Annotated in this window: 19 protein-coding genes; 4 read left to right on the top strand and 15 right to left on the bottom strand. The window is 68.7% G+C overall.

The features are described 5' to 3' along the window. Positions 1 to 40 precede the first annotated feature (40 nt). The 8 genes from OHB24_RS04900 to OHB24_RS04865 all read right to left on the bottom strand — a co-directional run bounded on the left by OHB24_RS04900 (position 41) and on the right by OHB24_RS04865 (position 8,294). On the bottom strand, positions 41 to 1,027 hold the full coding sequence (locus OHB24_RS04900; protein WP_327637745.1) for a glutamate ABC transporter substrate-binding protein: 987 nt from the start codon (positions 1,025 to 1,027) through the stop codon (positions 41 to 43). Next, complete coding sequence (locus OHB24_RS04895) at positions 1,024 to 2,355, bottom strand: hypothetical protein (protein WP_327637744.1); 1,332 nt, start codon at positions 2,353 to 2,355, stop codon at positions 1,024 to 1,026. The genes OHB24_RS04900 and OHB24_RS04895 overlap by 4 nt, the downstream gene beginning before the upstream one ends. Continuing rightward, the gene (locus OHB24_RS04890) at positions 2,352 to 3,671 is read right to left on the bottom strand and encodes an AAA family ATPase (protein WP_327637743.1); all 1,320 of its coding nucleotides are present in this window, start codon (positions 3,669 to 3,671) and stop codon (positions 2,352 to 2,354) included. Before OHB24_RS04890 ends, OHB24_RS04895 begins: the two co-directional genes overlap by 4 nt. Next, positions 3,668 to 4,249 carry a hypothetical protein gene (locus OHB24_RS04885; RefSeq protein ID WP_327637742.1) on the bottom strand — a complete coding sequence of 194 codons (582 nt, stop codon included), beginning with the start codon at positions 4,247 to 4,249 and terminating at the stop codon, positions 3,668 to 3,670. Before OHB24_RS04885 ends, OHB24_RS04890 begins: the two co-directional genes overlap by 4 nt. Positions 4,250 to 4,280: 31 nt before the next feature. After that, entirely contained in the window at positions 4,281 to 5,543 is a 1,263-nt protein-coding gene (locus tag OHB24_RS04880) for a toxic anion resistance protein (RefSeq protein ID WP_327637741.1), read from the bottom strand. Positions 5,544 to 5,641: 98 nt separating this feature from the next. Continuing rightward, positions 5,642 to 6,097 carry a dihydrofolate reductase gene (locus OHB24_RS04875; RefSeq protein ID WP_327637740.1) on the bottom strand — a complete coding sequence of 152 codons (456 nt, stop codon included), beginning with the start codon at positions 6,095 to 6,097 and terminating at the stop codon, positions 5,642 to 5,644. Next, on the bottom strand, positions 6,094 to 6,885 hold the full coding sequence (locus OHB24_RS04870) for a thymidylate synthase (RefSeq protein ID WP_327637739.1): 792 nt from the start codon (positions 6,883 to 6,885) through the stop codon (positions 6,094 to 6,096). The genes OHB24_RS04875 and OHB24_RS04870 overlap by 4 nt, the downstream gene beginning before the upstream one ends. A 29-nt stretch (positions 6,886 to 6,914) precedes the next feature. Further along, positions 6,915 to 8,294: a hypothetical protein gene (locus OHB24_RS04865; protein ID WP_327637738.1), complete on the bottom strand. Its 1,380-nt coding sequence runs from the start codon at positions 8,292 to 8,294 to the stop codon at positions 6,915 to 6,917. A gap of 85 nt (positions 8,295 to 8,379) precedes the next feature. On the opposite strand from OHB24_RS04865, the gene OHB24_RS04860 reads away from it, so the two are divergent. Further along, complete coding sequence (locus OHB24_RS04860; RefSeq protein WP_327637737.1) at positions 8,380 to 9,030, top strand: peptidyl-tRNA hydrolase; 651 nt, start codon at positions 8,380 to 8,382, stop codon at positions 9,028 to 9,030. Here OHB24_RS04860 and OHB24_RS04855 read toward each other — a convergent pair. From OHB24_RS04855 to OHB24_RS04840, 4 genes are read right to left on the bottom strand one after another with little or no spacing between them, the layout of a single operon-like run. Beyond that, positions 9,009 to 9,599: a dihydrofolate reductase family protein gene (locus OHB24_RS04855; protein ID WP_327637736.1), complete on the bottom strand. Its 591-nt coding sequence runs from the start codon at positions 9,597 to 9,599 to the stop codon at positions 9,009 to 9,011. The two genes, OHB24_RS04860 and OHB24_RS04855, sit on opposite strands and share 22 nt — an antisense overlap. Positions 9,600 to 9,601: 2 nt before the next feature. Further along, a complete protein-coding gene (locus OHB24_RS04850) occupies positions 9,602 to 10,207 on the bottom strand; it encodes a dihydrofolate reductase family protein (protein ID WP_327637735.1) in 606 nt (201 codons plus the stop codon). Positions 10,208 to 10,209: 2 nt separating this feature from the next. After that, positions 10,210 to 10,680: an SRPBCC domain-containing protein gene (locus OHB24_RS04845; RefSeq protein WP_327637734.1), complete on the bottom strand. Its 471-nt coding sequence runs from the start codon at positions 10,678 to 10,680 to the stop codon at positions 10,210 to 10,212. Then, positions 10,677 to 11,006: an ArsR/SmtB family transcription factor gene (locus tag OHB24_RS04840; RefSeq protein ID WP_327637733.1), complete on the bottom strand. Its 330-nt coding sequence runs from the start codon at positions 11,004 to 11,006 to the stop codon at positions 10,677 to 10,679. The genes OHB24_RS04845 and OHB24_RS04840 overlap by 4 nt, the downstream gene beginning before the upstream one ends. Before the next feature lie 123 nt (positions 11,007 to 11,129). Between OHB24_RS04840 and OHB24_RS04835 the strand changes: the two genes are divergently transcribed. The 3 genes from OHB24_RS04835 to OHB24_RS04825 are packed head-to-tail and all read left to right on the top strand — an operon-like array spanning position 11,130 to position 12,444. After that, positions 11,130 to 11,354: a hypothetical protein gene (locus OHB24_RS04835; protein ID WP_327637732.1), complete on the top strand. Its 225-nt coding sequence runs from the start codon at positions 11,130 to 11,132 to the stop codon at positions 11,352 to 11,354. Next, a complete protein-coding gene (locus OHB24_RS04830; RefSeq protein ID WP_327637731.1) occupies positions 11,354 to 11,836 on the top strand; it encodes a Clp protease N-terminal domain-containing protein in 483 nt (160 codons plus the stop codon). Before OHB24_RS04835 ends, OHB24_RS04830 begins: the two co-directional genes overlap by 1 nt. Next, complete coding sequence (locus tag OHB24_RS04825) at positions 11,836 to 12,444, top strand: DUF998 domain-containing protein (RefSeq protein WP_327637730.1); 609 nt, start codon at positions 11,836 to 11,838, stop codon at positions 12,442 to 12,444. Before OHB24_RS04830 ends, OHB24_RS04825 begins: the two co-directional genes overlap by 1 nt. Here OHB24_RS04825 and OHB24_RS04820 read toward each other — a convergent pair. From OHB24_RS04820 to OHB24_RS04810, 3 genes are read right to left on the bottom strand one after another with little or no spacing between them, the layout of a single operon-like run. Next, positions 12,441 to 13,949 carry a multicopper oxidase family protein gene (locus OHB24_RS04820; RefSeq protein WP_327637729.1) on the bottom strand — a complete coding sequence of 503 codons (1,509 nt, stop codon included), beginning with the start codon at positions 13,947 to 13,949 and terminating at the stop codon, positions 12,441 to 12,443. The genes OHB24_RS04825 and OHB24_RS04820 overlap by 4 nt on opposite strands. Beyond that, positions 13,946 to 14,380, bottom strand: coding sequence for a hypothetical protein (locus OHB24_RS04815; protein ID WP_327637728.1), 435 nt, complete (start codon positions 14,378 to 14,380; stop codon positions 13,946 to 13,948). Before OHB24_RS04815 ends, OHB24_RS04820 begins: the two co-directional genes overlap by 4 nt. Next, entirely contained in the window at positions 14,377 to 14,742 is a 366-nt protein-coding gene (locus OHB24_RS04810) for a hypothetical protein (protein WP_327637727.1), read from the bottom strand. The genes OHB24_RS04815 and OHB24_RS04810 overlap by 4 nt, the downstream gene beginning before the upstream one ends. Positions 14,743 to 14,789: the final 47 nt, after the last annotated feature.

Raw genomic sequence — 14,789 nt, 5'->3', positions numbered from 1 at the left:
CCCGGCGGCGGAGGCGCCGAGACAATCGGCGCACGAACGGTCATCGGCCGTAGGCGGGTGTCGGCGGGGCCTTCAACTCGCCCAGGTCCGTGCCGAGCCACGTGTTGTAGGAAGCCATCCACGGGCTCACACCTCCCGCGGCCGGAGGCGTCTTCATCTGCGCGAGAACTCCGTTCACGAACTGGACGAAGTCGACGTTCTCCTTGTTGATCCCGAGGCCGTACGGTTCCTCGCTGAACCGCTCGCCCAGGATCACCTTCGCGTAGGGATCCTGTGCGGCATCCCCGGCCAGCACCGTGTCGTCACCGCTGATGCCGTCCGCCTTGCCCTGCTGGAACAGCACCAGGCAGCCGGTGTCCGTGTCGGCCGTGATGGGCTTGATCGCCGGGTTCGCCTTCTTCAGGTTGTCCAGGCTGGTCGAGCCGGCCGGGGCACAGATCGTCTTGCCCGACAGGTCCTTGATACTCGTGGCAGTCGAGTCCCGCTGCACGAGCGTCTTCTGGCCGGACCGGTAGTACTCCGCCGAGAACGCGATCCGCTTCCAGCGTTCGCAGTTGATCGTCATGTTCCGAGCGACGATGTCGACGCTCTTGTTCTCCAGCAAGGGGATGCGCTGCGGGCTGGAGATCACCCGGAGCTCGAGGTGGCCGACGTCGGTGCCGAAGATCGCCTTCGCGACGGCCTTGACCATGTCGATGTCGAAGCCTTCGATCTTGCCGCTGATCGGGTTCCGGGAACCGAGGTGCAGGCTGTCGGCGGAGACGCCGGCGATCAGCCGGCCGCGAGCCTGGATCTTCGCCATCGTCGTCCCGGCCGGCATGGCGCCCGGCGCCGGCAGCGTGCCCTGGGGCTCGTAGGACTCCAGCGCTGCGGCCTTCTCGGCTGCCGTGCACTCCGTTGCCGCGGGCGCGGCGGACGTCGCCGGCGCCTGAGGTCCTGCGGGGATCTGCGTTGCGGCGTAGTTGCCGTTGCCGCAGGCGGTCAGCAGGAGGGCGGTGGCGACGGCGATCGGGATCAGCTTCTTCATCGGTACTCCTCCAGACGCTGCGACATGCCCCAGGCGACCAGTAGTGCGGCGAGGATGCCGATCGGTACGCCGAGCCAGCCGATCGGCGGGAGCCCGTCGCGCGCATCCTTCAGCTCGCTCGACACCGCATCGCTGCTCGACGTCAGCTGCGCAGACGACGAAGTGTCGAACGTCTTGAACGCCTGCGCCGAGTCGTTGCTACCGGCTTCTGGGCCGCCGACGGCCATCTTGACCGCGTCGTCCCACTTGCCGGCGGTGTCGGCCTCGCGGACCTTGCTGTGCACGCCCTTGTACACGCTCCAGCTCTGCTGCAGCCCTCCGGTGGTACCGGAGGCCTTCCCCAGTTGCTCGTCCACCTGGGCGGCCGCTGCGGTGTACGCCTTGTCGAAGGCGTCTCCGGAGCCGCGGGCGATCAGTGTCAGGCTCTCGTTCGAGCGGGCGTCGTACGCCGCGATTCGGGCGCGGGACAGCGCCAAGGTCCGGTCGTACTCGGAACTCCGCGTGTCCTTCGCCGAGTTCGACGCGCCGGCGAGTGAAACCCCGCCGATGACAGTGGTCAGCAGGACGAGGGCGGCGCCGGCGGCGATCGGGGCGTTGAGGTAGCGGTGCGTACGGCGGGCCAGCCAGCGGAGTGTGATCGCGAAGACCACCAGGCTCAGCAGACCGCCGACGAGGACCCAGATGGTGCCCCTGCTGATCCCGTCGAACTCGGTGTCGACGCGCTTCTCGTTCGCCTCGACCAGCGCCTTCACCAGCGGCAGCGAGTCGTCCTGCAGCACCGAGTTCGCGTCCTTCAGGTACTGCGAACCGATCGGGAGGCCCTGGCGGTTGTTGGCCCGGGCCTGCTCGATCAGGCCGCCGTACGTGATCAGCGTCTTGTTCAGCGCGCCGAGCACGTCGCGGTCCGCGGGCTGCGCGGTCGCGGCCTCGGCGATCAGCTCGGCGGCAGCGGCTAGCGAGTTGACGAAGTGCGCACGCTGGTCCGGCGGTTCGAGACCGCCGACCAGGAACGCGTTGGTGGCATCGGCGTTCGCGCTGACCAGGTTGGTGTGGATCGCCTGGATGCGGACAAGTTGCGCGGTGTTCGCCTGCGCCCGGTCGAGGGCGCCGTCGGACTGGCTGAAGCCCTGCGCTGCGGCGAGGCCGAACACCACGCTCATCGCGGCGGCCAGGATCAGGAACGCGCGCATCCGGCCCGGCGTGCCCTCGAACCACTCCGCGACGGCGCCGCGTGGACCGGCGGTCCTGGCGTTCGGCGCCGGCAGCGTCGTGCCCGGCGGCGGGGCCGTCGGCACGGTCGCGGGCGGCGCACTCTGCGTCTGGGTCACGCCTCTTCTCCTTGCTCGTCAGCCTGCTCGCTCAGGTCCTCGGCGAGGATCTGACGCAGTTGGGGCGTCGTGGGTGCCGGTACGTCGCGGAGCCGCCAGGCCTGCCGGCCGATCGCGGCCTCCAGCACGTTGCGCGCGAACCGCCCGTTGCCGAAGGAACTGTCCCGCGCGGTCGTCGCGAGCACCTCGTGGAACTTGTCCACAGCCTCCGGCACCAGCTCGTAGTCCGCGGCCTCGGCGAGCCCGGTGAGAATGTCGGTGAGCTCGTCGTCGCTGTAGTTCTCGAACTCGATCGTGGTCCGGAACCGGCTGGCCAGCCCGGGGTTCGCGGCGATGAACACTTCCATCGGCTCGGGGTACCCGGCAACGATCACGACCAGGTCGTCGCGCCGGTCCTCCATCTCCTTGACCAGCGTGTCGACGGCTTCCCGTCCGTACTGGTCGGCGCCCAGGTCGCCCGCGGTCAGGCTGTACGCCTCGTCGATGAACAGCACGCCGCCGGCGGCGGAGGCGACCACCTCGGCGGTCTTCGTCGCGGTCTGCCCGAGGTACCCGGCGACGAGCTCGGACCGGTCGACCTCGACGAGTTGCCCCTTCGACAGCAGGCCGAGCGCCTTGTAGATCCCGCTCACCAGCCGCGCGACGGTCGTCTTCCCGGTGCCCGGATTCCCCACGAACACCAGGTGTCGCGTGATCGTCGGGCTCTTCAGGCCCGCCTCGGTCCGAAGTTTCTCGACCCGCAGTACGGCGACCTGCCGGTGCACCTCGCGCTTGACCCGAGCCAGCCCGGTCAGCTCGTCCAGCTCAGCCAGCAGCTCCTCAACCGTCTTGGTCGGCTCTTCCTCTACTGCTTCTTCTGCTTGCGGTGCTTCCTGGGTCTTCGGTTGCGGGGTCGACGCAACTTGCAGCGGACGGGCACCAGCAGCTTGTAGCTGCGCCGCAGCTGCCACCGACGCGTTGCCGACGACGCGCATCGTGGGCTCACCCAACGTGCAGGCCGCGGACGCGACCTCCGCCAGGGCTTCGGCGTACGCCGCCTTCTCCGCCGACCCACTCGCGATCAGCTCGGTCAGGACAGCCGTCGGAGCGCCGCGCCAGCGACGTCCACGGACGGCGGCGTCGAAGAAGTCCTGCGTCGTCGCGCCCTCGAACACCTTGCCCCAGTCGGCGGGCGCACCGGATGCCGACTCGGCCAGTGCTGCCGCCAGCGCCAACGCCTCCGACCGGGCTCGATCGTCCGCGACACCGGCGCGGCCGGCGACCACGAGCAGCTCGGACAACGCCTGCTGCAGAGACTTTCCCCCCGCGCCGCTCATGACCCTCCTCGTCCAGGTGGTGGTGCCAGTGGTCCCGCCGGTCCCATGTCGGGCGGCGGGGTCGACCCGGTCGGGCCGAGTGCCAAGCCTCCGCCGGTGGAACCGGTGCCGAACTTCTCCTGCAGGAACCTGCCGTGGGCGATCAGTGCCGCCGCGTCGGCGCGGTTCACCGCGTCGAAGACCTTGTCCATCGTCGCGGCCAAGAGGTCCAACTGGTCGATCAGGATCATCAGCGACGTCTTGCCGCGGTCCACCGGACGCGTGTCGGCCCACTGCCGCGGCAGCCGCAGGTACCCGCCGATCGCCTCCGGCAGGTAGTCGGTCGCCGTCGCCATCACGGAGTACGCCTGCACGCTGCCGCCGAGGTTCCCGAGCCGCGGAATGGTCTCCCGTACGACGCGAACCACCCGGGCGACCCGCGACGCGACGACGGCCGGTACGGCGCCGCCCGCGACCAGCTGCTCGACCCGGATCAGCGCCGCCAGCAGGTCGTCGTTCGTCGGCGGCCGGGGCACCGGGGCAGGCTCGGGCTCCTCCTTGCGACCGGTCAGCCGCGCAAAGAAGTCACCGAGCGCCATGCAGTCCCCCGTCTCCAGGTGGTGGTGTGGGTCAGCGATCGAGGTTGAGGTCGAGGCTGCCGTGGACGACCTGCTGGTTCTGCTGGGAGACCCGGTCCAGGTACCCGCGGGACTTGGTCACCTCGTTCTCCAGCGTGCCGATCGTCGCGGCCATGTTGTCCAGCGCCTCGCCCTTGAACGTGTCGATCGCGTCCATGGTGGCGTAGATGTTCGCGAACGCGGCCTGCAGCTGCGGCAGCCCGATCGTCGCGGACGCGGCCTGCTGCTGGATCGCCACCGAGTTGTCGCGCAGCATCTCCGAGGTGCGCTCGATCATCCCGCTGGTGGTCGTGTTCAGTGCGGTGATCTGGTCCAGTACGAGCTTCTGGTTACCGAGCGCCTGCGCGACGATGACCGCCGTACGCAGCGCCGAGACCGTGGTCGTGGACGCCCGGTCGACGCCCTTGATCAGCTCGATGTTGTTCTTGATCACGATGTCGATGGCCAGGTAGTTCTGGATCGACACGGCCAGCTGGGTGAGCAGGTCCTGGTGCTTCTGCCGGACGTAGAACAGCACGTCCTCGCGGAACGCCTTCGCCTTGTCCGGGTTGGTCGTCTGCAGCTCCGCGATCGCCGCGGACAGTCGCGCGTCGAGACGCTCGGCGACGTACACGTACTGGTTCAGCCGCGTCATCGCGTCCCAGAGCTGCTGCTTCTCCAGGTTCAGCGCGGCGTTGTCCTTGCCGAGCTCGTCCTGGCCGTTGCGCAGGGCGTGCAGGATGCCCTCGAGGTGGCTCTGCGCGGTCTGGTACTTGCGGAAGTAGTCCTCGATCTTGTCTCCGAACGGGATCATCCCGAGGAGCTTCTTCACCCCGGTGGCTTCCTTCGGGTCCAGGTCCTCGACCGTACGGCGCAGCTCCAGCAGCGTCTTGCCGACGGTCGAACCCTCCGACAGGCCGCCTTCCTGCAGCGCCCGCACCGGCGACTGGAGCAGCCGGTTCGAGCTCTCGGCCGCGGCGCGGATGTCGAGGTCGCCCATGCTGCGCACGTCCGTGGCCTTCGACGCGAACTCCGGCGAGCGCGGCTCGGCCGCCATCAGCGCGGTCAGGAAGGTGTCCACCTTGGTGTCGAGCCCCGGCAACGCGGCCGGGTCGACGGCCGGAGCCATACTCGGCGCGGCGGTCTCGGCCACCGGCTGTGACGGTGGCGGTGCGGTCAGTATCAGTCCCGGCGCGGTGGCCGTCGGCGGCTGCAGCGGTGCCGCAGCCTGCTGCGCGGCAGCGGGCTGAGCAGCGGTGTTGTCGGCTTCAGTCATCGTGTTCCCCTCCGAGATGCGCGCCTGGATACCTCCGTGACGCGCACACAATCTACGCGGTTCCAGGTCTTCCTGGTGGCGCTGTTGCCTACTCGTTGTTAGCTGCGGCGATAGCTAACGAAGGAGAAGCCGTCGTGGGGGTCGCGGGCGGTCTCGATCCAGGTCGCCGGGTCGAGTTCCGGGAAGGTGACGTCGCCATCGGGGGACTGGTCGACCTCGGTGAGTTCGAGGGCGTCGGCGTACGGGAGGGCCTGGCGGTAGATCTCGCCGCCGCCGGCGACGTACAGCGTGCCGTCGTACTTCAACGCCTCTTCGAGGGAGTGCGTGACGTCGACGCCGTCCGCGGACCAATCGGGTTGCCGGGTGACGACGACGGTACGGCGGCCCGGGAGCGGGCGGCCGATCGAGTCGTAGGTCTTGCGGCCCATCACGAGGGTGTGGCCGAGGGTGAGTTGCTTGAACCGCTGCAGGTCCTCGCGGATCCGCCAGGGCAGGTCGTTGTCCCGCCCGATCACACCGTTCCGTCCGACCGCGGCGATCAGGATGATGCTCATACGGCGATGGGGGCCTTGATACCGGGGTGCGGGTCGTAGCCGATCAGCTCGACGTCGGCGATCTCGTACCCGTCGATCGAGTCGCGCTGCGCGAGTTGGAGGGTCGGCAGCGGCCGTGGCTCGCGGGTGAGCTGCAGGCGGGCCTGGTCCAGGTGGTTCAGGTACAGGTGCGCGTCACCGAGGGTGTGCACGAAGTCGCCGACCTCGAGCCCGGTCTGCTGCGCGACCATGTGGGTGAGCAGCGCGTACGACGCGATGTTGAACGGCACGCCCAGGAAGATGTCGGCCGACCGCTGGTAGAGCTGGCAGGACAGCCGGCCGTCCGCGACGTAGAACTGGAACATCGTGTGACACGGCGGCAACGCCATGTCGTCCACGTCGGCCACGTTCCACGCGTTCACGATGTGCCGGCGGGAGTCCGGGTTCTTCTTGATCGACGCGATCAGGTTGGCGATCTGGTCCACGTGCCGCCCGTCGGGCGTCGGCCAGGACCGCCACTGGTACCCGTACACCGGACCCAGGTCACCGTCGGCGTCGGCCCACTCGTCCCAGATCGAGATGTTGTTCTCGTGCAGCCACTTGACGTTCGTCGAGCCGCTGAGGAACCAGATCAGCTCGCCGATCACCGACCGCAGGTGCAGCTTCTTCGTCGTCACCGCCGGGAACCCGTCCCGCAGGTCGTACCGCGACTGGTACCCGAACACGCTCAACGTGCCCGTCCCGGTCCGGTCGCCCTTCTCCGCCCCGTTGTCCAGCACATGCCGAAGAAGATCCAGGTACTGCTGCATGAGGCCAACCTACAACTCGTACGTACGTCTCAACGAGCCAGACTCGCGCGCGCCTGTTCGATCAGCCAGGGCAGCTCGGCACGCTCACCGAACCTGAGAGCGAGCTCGTACGTCGCCTGGGCGCGGTGACCCGTGTACAGGTCGCCGACCTCCAGCGTCAGACCGCCGAGGTGACCGGCCAGGTCCGGGGCCGCCGTGAGTACCTCCTCGAACGCCGTCTCTGCTTTGGCCAGCTTCCCGCGTACGACGTGCCGCCCGCACTCCGCGGCCGCGCGAGCATCACCGACCGGCCGCTTCCACGCGTTCTCGCCGTCCTTGACGTTGCCGCCGTTCACCAGCCGGCAACCGAACATGAACCAGCCCCGCGGCGTCAGGTCCGCCCGGCCGATCTCGGAGAGCCGCCCGATCGCGGCCTCGGCGCCACGCATTCCTTCCACCTGGTAGAACGCCGCGGCGACCCAGGCGGCGCCCTCGGGCGCGTGGATCGGGTGGCCGGTGTCCATGGCCTTCTCGAAGGCCCGGAGTGCGGACTGCAGGTCGCCGTCGCCGAGGAACTTCTCGCCGGCCGCGACCGCACTCCCGCCGACCAGGTCGGGGTCGGTCAGATCCAGCTGCTGGGCACGTGCGTGCACCTCGTCCAGATCACCCAGCGCGGCGAGCTGCTCCAGCAGATCATTGCCCTTGGCAACGTCATCGGGATCGCCGACCTCGACCGCGAGGCCGTACGCGGCGTGGGCGCCGCGGACATCCATCTGCTTGCTCAGTACCAGCCCCAGGTTGATGGCGGCCTGACCGCTCACGCGCGGCCGGCGAAGCTCGGCCGCCTGCCGATAGGCGGCCTGCGCTCCCGTCAGGTCGCCGTCGTCCTCGAGCAGATTGCCCAGCTCGAACGCCGCGGACGCGGCGATGTCGGGGACCGGGCATTCGGTGGCCTGCTCAAGAGCCTCGGACGCTGCGGCGGGGTCACCTTCGACGTTCAGTATCACGCCCCGCGCCATGGCGGTGCGGCCGACGACCTCTTCGACGGTGGCCGGCTCCGTGCGCGGCGGCACCTCGTGCTCGGTCAGGATCCGCAGGTTGTCGGCGGCGAACTCGGCAACGTCGCCGGTCCCGTTGTCGGCGGCGTACCGCAGTGCGGCCTGCGCAGTCTCGAGGTCGTAGTCGACGAGCAGTCCGGCGATCCGGAGTGCCGCATGCGGCCCGAGCTCCGGCTCGCCGCCCTCGACGATGCGCGAGAACCATTCCAGTGCGTCAGCGGTCTGACCGTGGGTGGCCAGGTCCTCGGCGCACTCCGCCATCATCTCCGCCGAGTTGCGGTCGCCGGGCAGATCGGCCGCCATGGCCAGGATCGCCAGGTTGACTCCGCACTCCGGGGACAGTTGGGGAACTCTCGTGATCTTCCGCGTCATCGTCTTGCCGTGGCCTCACTGTCGAACGTTCGTTTAACCGAGGTCGGTCACCGTAGTGCATCGGGGGTCCTGGCAGACTCGCGGCGTGGAACAGGTGTTGACGCTTGTGGTGCGGGTCGAGAAGAACGCGCGACCGACGCAGACCGACGCGCTGGAGACGGCGGCGCGGGCGGTGCTCGCGATCCTGGCCGACGAGCGCTCGCACGGCGAGGGCGAGTGGGCGCCGGCCATGGCGGCCTGGCAGGACAACCGGATCCGCAAGATCACCAAGCGAGCCCGCGGCGCCGAGTGGCGCCGCGCAGAGGCGTTGCCGGGCATCACGATGCACGGAGGTACGGCGGAGGTTCGGGTGTTTCCGCCTACCGGGGTGGACGACGTACCGCCCGAGTTGTTCAAGCTCCAGGTGACAGGCACCGACTTCGAGGACACCGCCGACCTCCCGCCGCTCGAACCCGGCGTACCGGTCCTGTGGGTCAACCCAGCCCTGGAAATGTCCAGTGGCAAGGCGATGGCGCAGTGTGGGCATGCCGCCCAACTGGCCTGGTGGGCCCTCTCACCCGAAGCCCGCAAAGAATGGGCAGCAGCCGACTTCGCCCTGGCGGTCCGCACCGCGAACCCGCCCCACTGGAACCACCTCCTGACCACCGACCTCCCCGTAGTCCAGGACGCCGGCTTCACCGAGATCACCCCAGGCTCCAAAACGGTGATCGCGGATCATCCCTTCCTGACGCGGTAGTGCAGGTGGGTGACACGGTCGCCCTCGACCACCTTCGGGTCGTCCAGCAGGAGTTGTTCGTCGGCGTAGTCGCCGAAGAAGCGCTTGCCGGTTCCGAAGATGACCGGGACGAGGTTGTACGAGAGCTCGTCGACCAGACCGGCCCGCAAGGCCTGCCCGGTCAGGTTGCCCGCGGCCAGCGAGATGTCGCGGTCGCCGGCCAACTCCTGGGCCTTGGCAACGGCCTCCTCGATCCCGCTCGCGAAGGCGTACGGCGCGTCCGGGAACGGCCAGTCGGTCGGCGGCTGGTGCGTGACGACAACGACGTGCTCGCCGAACGGCGGAATACCTTCCCAGCCGTTGGTGATGTCGAACAGACGCCGGCCGCACAGCACGACGCCGACGTTGCCCCAGGACGTGTTCATGTAGTCAGCACTCGCCTGGCTGACATGGAACGGGCGGCCCGGATCGGTCCCGTAGATCTCGACCGGACCGTTGTTGTACCAGTCGAACAGCGGCCCGACCTCGTCCTCGGTGGTGGCCACGAACCCGTCCAGCGAAACGACGGCCGACGCGATGACGTTTCCCATGACTACTGCTCCTTCACTACTCGATAGGTGAGGTGCTGCGCGGCCGGTGTCGACACGGCCTCGATCAGTTCGAGCGCGTACGCCGGCGCTGCTTCGGCGGAGAACAACCGGGTCCCGCCTCCGAGTACGACGGGAGCCAGGTGCAACCGCAGTACGTCGGCCAGCCCTTCGGAGAGCATCGCGTGGCAGATCTGCCCGCCGCCCATCACATAGACGTCCTTGCCGTCGGCAACCTCTGTGGCCTGTGCGATCGCCTCGGCCGGGCTGCCCACGAAGCGGAATCGATCGCCCAAGCGGGTCTGCGCAGGCGGCGTGTGGGTGACGACGAAGACCGGTGGATTGACCTCGCCGGTCGGCTTCGCGCCGTACCCCATCTCGTCGCTCCACCCGCCCGGGGCGTCGATCACGTCGAACAGGTTCCGGCCTTGGACGACCGCTCCGCTCGAGGCGAAGGCGGCGTCCAGGACGGCGCGGTCCGCGTCGGTGCCGTGGAAGACCCAGTCGTGCAGGGCCTCGCCGCCGTCACCGAGGCCGTTGCCGATGCCGGCGTCGGGCCCGGTGACGTAGCCGTCCAGCGACACCGAGATGTCGACGACGACCTGGCTCATGATCAGCTCTCCTTGGCGAGCAGTTCGGCCAGGCGGTCCATCGAGTCGTTGATGCCGCTCTCCATGCCGTACTCGATCGACTGGTCGCGGGCCTCGACGGACGGGAACACCGACTGCTGGTGCAGCCGTACGCCGTTCTCGGTCGGCTCGAGGGTCATCTTCTCGATGCAGACCTCGGCCGGCGCGCCTTCCCACTCGAAGGTCTGGATGATCAGCTTGTCCTGCTCGACGGCGTGGAAGACGCCGCGGAACGCGTACTCACCGGAGTCGTCGCGGTGGATGTACCGGTACTTCCCACCGGTCCGTACGTCGTACTCCTCGATCGTCGCGTCGAGGTCGCGCGGGCCGAGCCACTCGCTCACCAGCTCGCGGTCGGTCATGACCCTGAACAGCTGCGCCGGCGTCGCCGCGAACTCGCGCGTCACCTCGACGAAGGGGGTGCCGGCAGGGGTGTTGATGGTTGTCCCGCTCATGATTCCTTCTCCTTCAATAGTGCTTCCATCCGGCGGAAGCGGCGTTCGGTTTCGAGCCGGTACTCGTCGATCCAGCTCGTCAGTGCTTCGAGGGCGGTCGGCACCAGGTGACACGGGCGGCGCTGGCCGTCCCGGGTCCGGGTGATCAGCCCGGCGGCCTCGAGCACCTGGATGTGCCGCGACACCGCCTGCTTGGTGATCGGGAACGGTTCGGCCAGTTCGTTCACGGTGGCCGGGCCGCGCGACAGCCGCGCGATCATCGCTCGCCGGACCGGGTCGGCCAGTGCCGCGAACGCCCGATCAAGCTGATCAGCATCAACCATCATCTTTATCAACCATTCCCTTGATCAACCGATGTGTTGAATATAGGCAAAGTCGGCCGGGCTCGTCAACCCCGCGATTAAGCAACCGAGGTTGACAACGCCAGGTTGTCAACCTAGGTTGCTTGAATGACGGAGTTGGTGGATCCCGAGGACCCCGCGGCCGGACTCGCCGCGGTGGTGGCGCTGCGTCGGCTGGCCGACCGGCTGGAGGACAGCCAGGTGGAGCAGGCGATGCGGGCCGGCTGGAGCTGGTCCGAGGTGGCCGAGGTGCTGGGGGTCACTCGGCAGGCGGTGCACAAGAAACACGCCCGGCGGCTGGTCGCCGCCGGTGTTGCCCTGAGGAGGCGCTGATGTCGGACCACAAGGACGTGCGCGCGATCCTGGTGCGCGCGGCGCGCGCCGAGGCTCGCCAGGACGGTTCCCGGACGATCGAGGCCGAGCACGTGCTGCTCGCCCTCGCCGCCCTCGAGGACTCGCCGGCCGCGCGGTTGCTGGCCGATGCCGGACTGACCGAGGACACGATCCGGGCCGCGCTGAGCCGCGAGTGGGAGCAGAGCCTGGCCGTCGCCGGCATCGCGGTCCGGACGGGACTGTTGCCAGAGGCAACGCCGGACCGGGCCCGCGACCCGCAGATCGGCGAGTCGACCAAGCTGATGCTCCGCCGCGCGATGGACGCCCCACCGAAGATGGCCCGTTTCGGCTCCATGCGCATCCTGGTGGGCCTCCTCGAAGCCGACCGCGGCCGCGTGGCCCGCACCATCCAAGCAGCCGGCGTCGACCGCACGGCCCTACACGCCAAGGCCACCGAAGCCCTCGCCGCCGGCACCCGCTGATGAACCGCACCCTGCTCCGCTGCGGACTTGTCGCCGGTCCGCTCTTCGTCGTTGTCTTCCTGCTCGAAGGCGCCTTCAAGGGATCGGGGTACGACGCACTCCGCCACCCGGTCAGCTCACTCGAGCTCGGACCGGCCGGCTGGATCCAGGTCGTCAACTTCCTCGTCGTGGGAGTGCTGACGGTTGCTTTCGCCGTCGGTGTCGGGCGGTCCGGCTTCCGGGTCGGCGCCGTACTGATCGGCGCCTGGGGAGTCGGGCTGCTCGGTGCCGGGCTGTTCCGGACCGACCCGGTGAGCGGCTTCCCGATCGGTACGCCGCCGGCCGTGGACTACACCACCCTGGGAGCGTTGCACGACGGCTTCTCGCTGCCCGGCTTCGTCTGCCTCGCCGCGGCGCAGGTCGTCCTGTCCCGTGGTCACGGGCGCGCCTGGTTCTGGTATTCGTTGCTCAGCGCAACGGCGTACGTGACTTGTTTCGCCTTGGCCGGCGCGGCGTTCAATCAGGTGAGTGGTCTGGTCGAGGTCGGTGGCCTGTTCCAGCGTCTGACCGTGATGATCGGCTGGGCGTGGACGGTGGCGCTCGCGGTGCGGCTGCTCCGTCGTACCTAGATCGTTTCGAAGGCGGCCATCATGGCCATGTCCTCGTGTTCGAGGTTGTGGCAGTGGATCAGGTACTTGCCCTTGTGGGCGGTGAACTTCACCAGGACCTCGACCACCTCGGCGGGACGGATGTCGACGGTGTCCTTCCAGCCGTGGTCGTACGCCGACAGCTTGGTGCTCCCGCCCCGGGTGAGGACCTGGAACGGCGCGAGATGGACGTGCACCGGATGGTGTACGTCGGTGACGAACGACCAGATCTCGTACTGGTCCAGCTTCACCTGCGCCTGCATCACCGCGGGGTCGAACGCTTTCCCGTTGATCGTCCAGCCCCGGTGGCCCCCGGCGTCACCGCGACGGAACCGCCACGAGCGCCGTACGATGCCGGCCGGCCGGGGAGTCACGGCGTACGACGAGAGCGTTGCCGGGATGCTGGTGTCGTCGGCGGCCTTGCGGGCGATCTTGAAGCGCAGTACGCCGGAGTTGCTGTCGAGCTTGTTGACGACGGTGACCTCGTCGCCCGGCTGGTACTGCGAGAAGTCCACGACCACGTCGAACCGCTCGGCCGGCGCGATCACCAACGTCTTGTGCTCGACCGGTTTGTCGAGCAGGCCGCCGTCGCTGCCGATCTGCACGAACCTCGCGGGCCCTTTGTCGAAAGCGAGTTCGTACCGGCGGGCGTTGCTGGCGTTGAGGATGCGGAAGCGGTACCGGACCGCATCCACCTCGTGCACCGGCCACGGCGCGCCGTTGACCAGCGTGACGTCGGCGACGACGCCTTCCATGTACGCCGACTCGACGCCGGGACCGTCCTTCGCGGCCGGGTACAAGAACGACCCGTCCGCGTCGAACGCTCGGTCCGCGATCACCAGCGGGATCTCCCGATCGCCCGTCGGTAGCGGGAGGTTCTCCTCCTCGTCGTCCCGGATGATGTGCAGGCCGAACAGTCCGCGGTAGACCTGTGGTGCGGTGTAGTCCATCGTGTGGTCGTGGTACCAGAGGGTCGCGGCGCGCTGCGTGTTCGGGTACGTGTAGGTGCGCTTGCCCATGGTCATGTCGCCGCCGGACATGTGGTGGCCGGCGTGCTGTCCGTTCGCGGGCATGATGAGGTCGAGCGGCCAGCCGTCACTCGGTGCGGGCGTGTGGCCGCCGTGCAGGTGGACCACGGTCGACACGTCGAGCTCGTTGACCTGGTCGACCACGGTGGTGCGTCCACTGCGTACGTCGAAGGTGGGGCCGGGCAGTAGGCCGTCGTACCCCATGATCTCGGTCTTGAGGCCGGGGAGGATCTCCATGCTCGCCTTGCGCTGGACGACTTGGTAGTAGTCGGCCTTCGCGTCGGAGCGGGTCGGCCTCTTGACCGGTGGGATCGGCAGCGGGGCCTGGAAGGGTGTGGGCAGTTTCGCCTTGCTGCGCAGGAGTTCTCCGGCCTGTGATGGCTTGGCTTCCTGGCCGCAGCTACTCAGGGTCAGGGCGGCGCCGGCGACACCTATGAACCCGCGGCGGGACATCTTCATCGTTTCGCCTCCCGGCGGTTCAGGCGTGCGGTGCGGCGGAAGGACCAGACCGTCATCCAGCAGACGGCGCCGACGATCGCGGTCCCGAGCGGGACGTGTACGGCGAAGTTCTGCAGGTAGCCGAAGGTGAGTTGGACGAACTCCGCGACGACCAGGAGCGGGGACACCAGCATCGGCCAGATCCGGCCGCGGCCGACGAGCGTGTAGCAGACGGCCGCAACGGTCTGGAGGAGCGCGATCATCCAGATGGTGCCGCCGAGCGTGCTGTGCACGTTGGTCATCGCGTCGACGTTGCCGGACAGGAAGTAGCCGGCCGCGATCGGCTGTGCGATCACGAACGCGGCGTGCAGAACCAGGGTGATTCGCAGGACCTGCAGGCTGGCGCGCGGCCGACGTACCTTGGCCGCCGGCTGCGGCTCGAGGGTGATCATGCGGCGACCACCTGTCGCTTGCTGACCCAGAACGCGAACGCGACGGTGGCCCCGACCAGCGCGATGCCCAGCGGGACGTGGATCGCCAACTGGCGGCTGTAACCCATGGCGATCTGGACGACCTCGCCCGCGAGGATCAGCAGACTCGCCGCGGGCGCGGTCCAACGTCCGCCGGTCCGCCACCAGATCGTTGCCAGCAGCAACTGCGCCAGTCCGAGGAAGGCCAGGGCCAGCCCGATCGGTTCGTGCAGCCGCAGGCCGGCGGGGGAGCCGTTCAGGTAGACCCCCGCGACGACGGGCTGCACGCAGATCGCCAGCGCATGGACTCCGGCCGTCGCCCGGAGCGCGTTCAGGACCATCATGTAGACAGACAATAGTAGTCTGGCTACATGTAGAGCAATCAGGTATT

Origin of the sequence: Kribbella sp. NBC_00482 (genome assembly GCF_036013725.1) — a bacterium.
Classification (GTDB): Bacteria; Actinomycetota; Actinomycetes; order Propionibacteriales; family Kribbellaceae; genus Kribbella.
This window is presented reverse-complemented; position numbering and strand designations above follow the sequence as displayed.

Bases quoted from the DNA above. Each gene is read 5' to 3' on its own strand.
- OHB24_RS04880 (WP_327637741.1), bottom strand. From the start codon at position 5,543: ATGACTGAAGCCGACAACACCGCTGCTCAGCCCGCTGCCGCGCAGCAG.
- OHB24_RS04845 (WP_327637734.1), bottom strand. From the start codon at position 10,680: ATGAGCGGGACAACCATCAACACCCCTGCCGGCACCCCCTTCGTCGAG.
- OHB24_RS04850 (WP_327637735.1), bottom strand. From the start codon at position 10,207: ATGAGCCAGGTCGTCGTCGACATCTCGGTGTCGCTGGACGGCTACGTC.
- OHB24_RS04890 (WP_327637743.1), bottom strand. From the start codon at position 3,671: ATGAGCGGCGCGGGGGGAAAGTCTCTGCAGCAGGCGTTGTCCGAGCTG.
- OHB24_RS04900 (WP_327637745.1), bottom strand. From the start codon at position 1,027: ATGAAGAAGCTGATCCCGATCGCCGTCGCCACCGCCCTCCTGCTGACC.
- OHB24_RS04865 (WP_327637738.1), bottom strand. From the start codon at position 8,294: ATGACGCGGAAGATCACGAGAGTTCCCCAACTGTCCCCGGAGTGCGGA.
- OHB24_RS04855 (WP_327637736.1), bottom strand. From the start codon at position 9,599: ATGGGAAACGTCATCGCGTCGGCCGTCGTTTCGCTGGACGGGTTCGTG.
- OHB24_RS04840 (WP_327637733.1), bottom strand. From the start codon at position 11,006: ATGATGGTTGATGCTGATCAGCTTGATCGGGCGTTCGCGGCACTGGCC.
- OHB24_RS04825 (WP_327637730.1), top strand. From the start codon at position 11,836: ATGAACCGCACCCTGCTCCGCTGCGGACTTGTCGCCGGTCCGCTCTTC.
- OHB24_RS04875 (WP_327637740.1), bottom strand. From the start codon at position 6,097: ATGAGCATCATCCTGATCGCCGCGGTCGGACGGAACGGTGTGATCGGG.
- OHB24_RS04810 (WP_327637727.1), bottom strand. From the start codon at position 14,742: ATGATGGTCCTGAACGCGCTCCGGGCGACGGCCGGAGTCCATGCGCTG.
- OHB24_RS04820 (WP_327637729.1), bottom strand. From the start codon at position 13,949: ATGAAGATGTCCCGCCGCGGGTTCATAGGTGTCGCCGGCGCCGCCCTG.
- OHB24_RS04815 (WP_327637728.1), bottom strand. From the start codon at position 14,380: ATGATCACCCTCGAGCCGCAGCCGGCGGCCAAGGTACGTCGGCCGCGC.
- OHB24_RS04835 (WP_327637732.1), top strand. From the start codon at position 11,130: ATGACGGAGTTGGTGGATCCCGAGGACCCCGCGGCCGGACTCGCCGCG.
- OHB24_RS04870 (WP_327637739.1), bottom strand. From the start codon at position 6,885: ATGCAGCAGTACCTGGATCTTCTTCGGCATGTGCTGGACAACGGGGCG.
- OHB24_RS04830 (WP_327637731.1), top strand. From the start codon at position 11,354: ATGTCGGACCACAAGGACGTGCGCGCGATCCTGGTGCGCGCGGCGCGC.
- OHB24_RS04885 (WP_327637742.1), bottom strand. From the start codon at position 4,249: ATGGCGCTCGGTGACTTCTTTGCGCGGCTGACCGGTCGCAAGGAGGAG.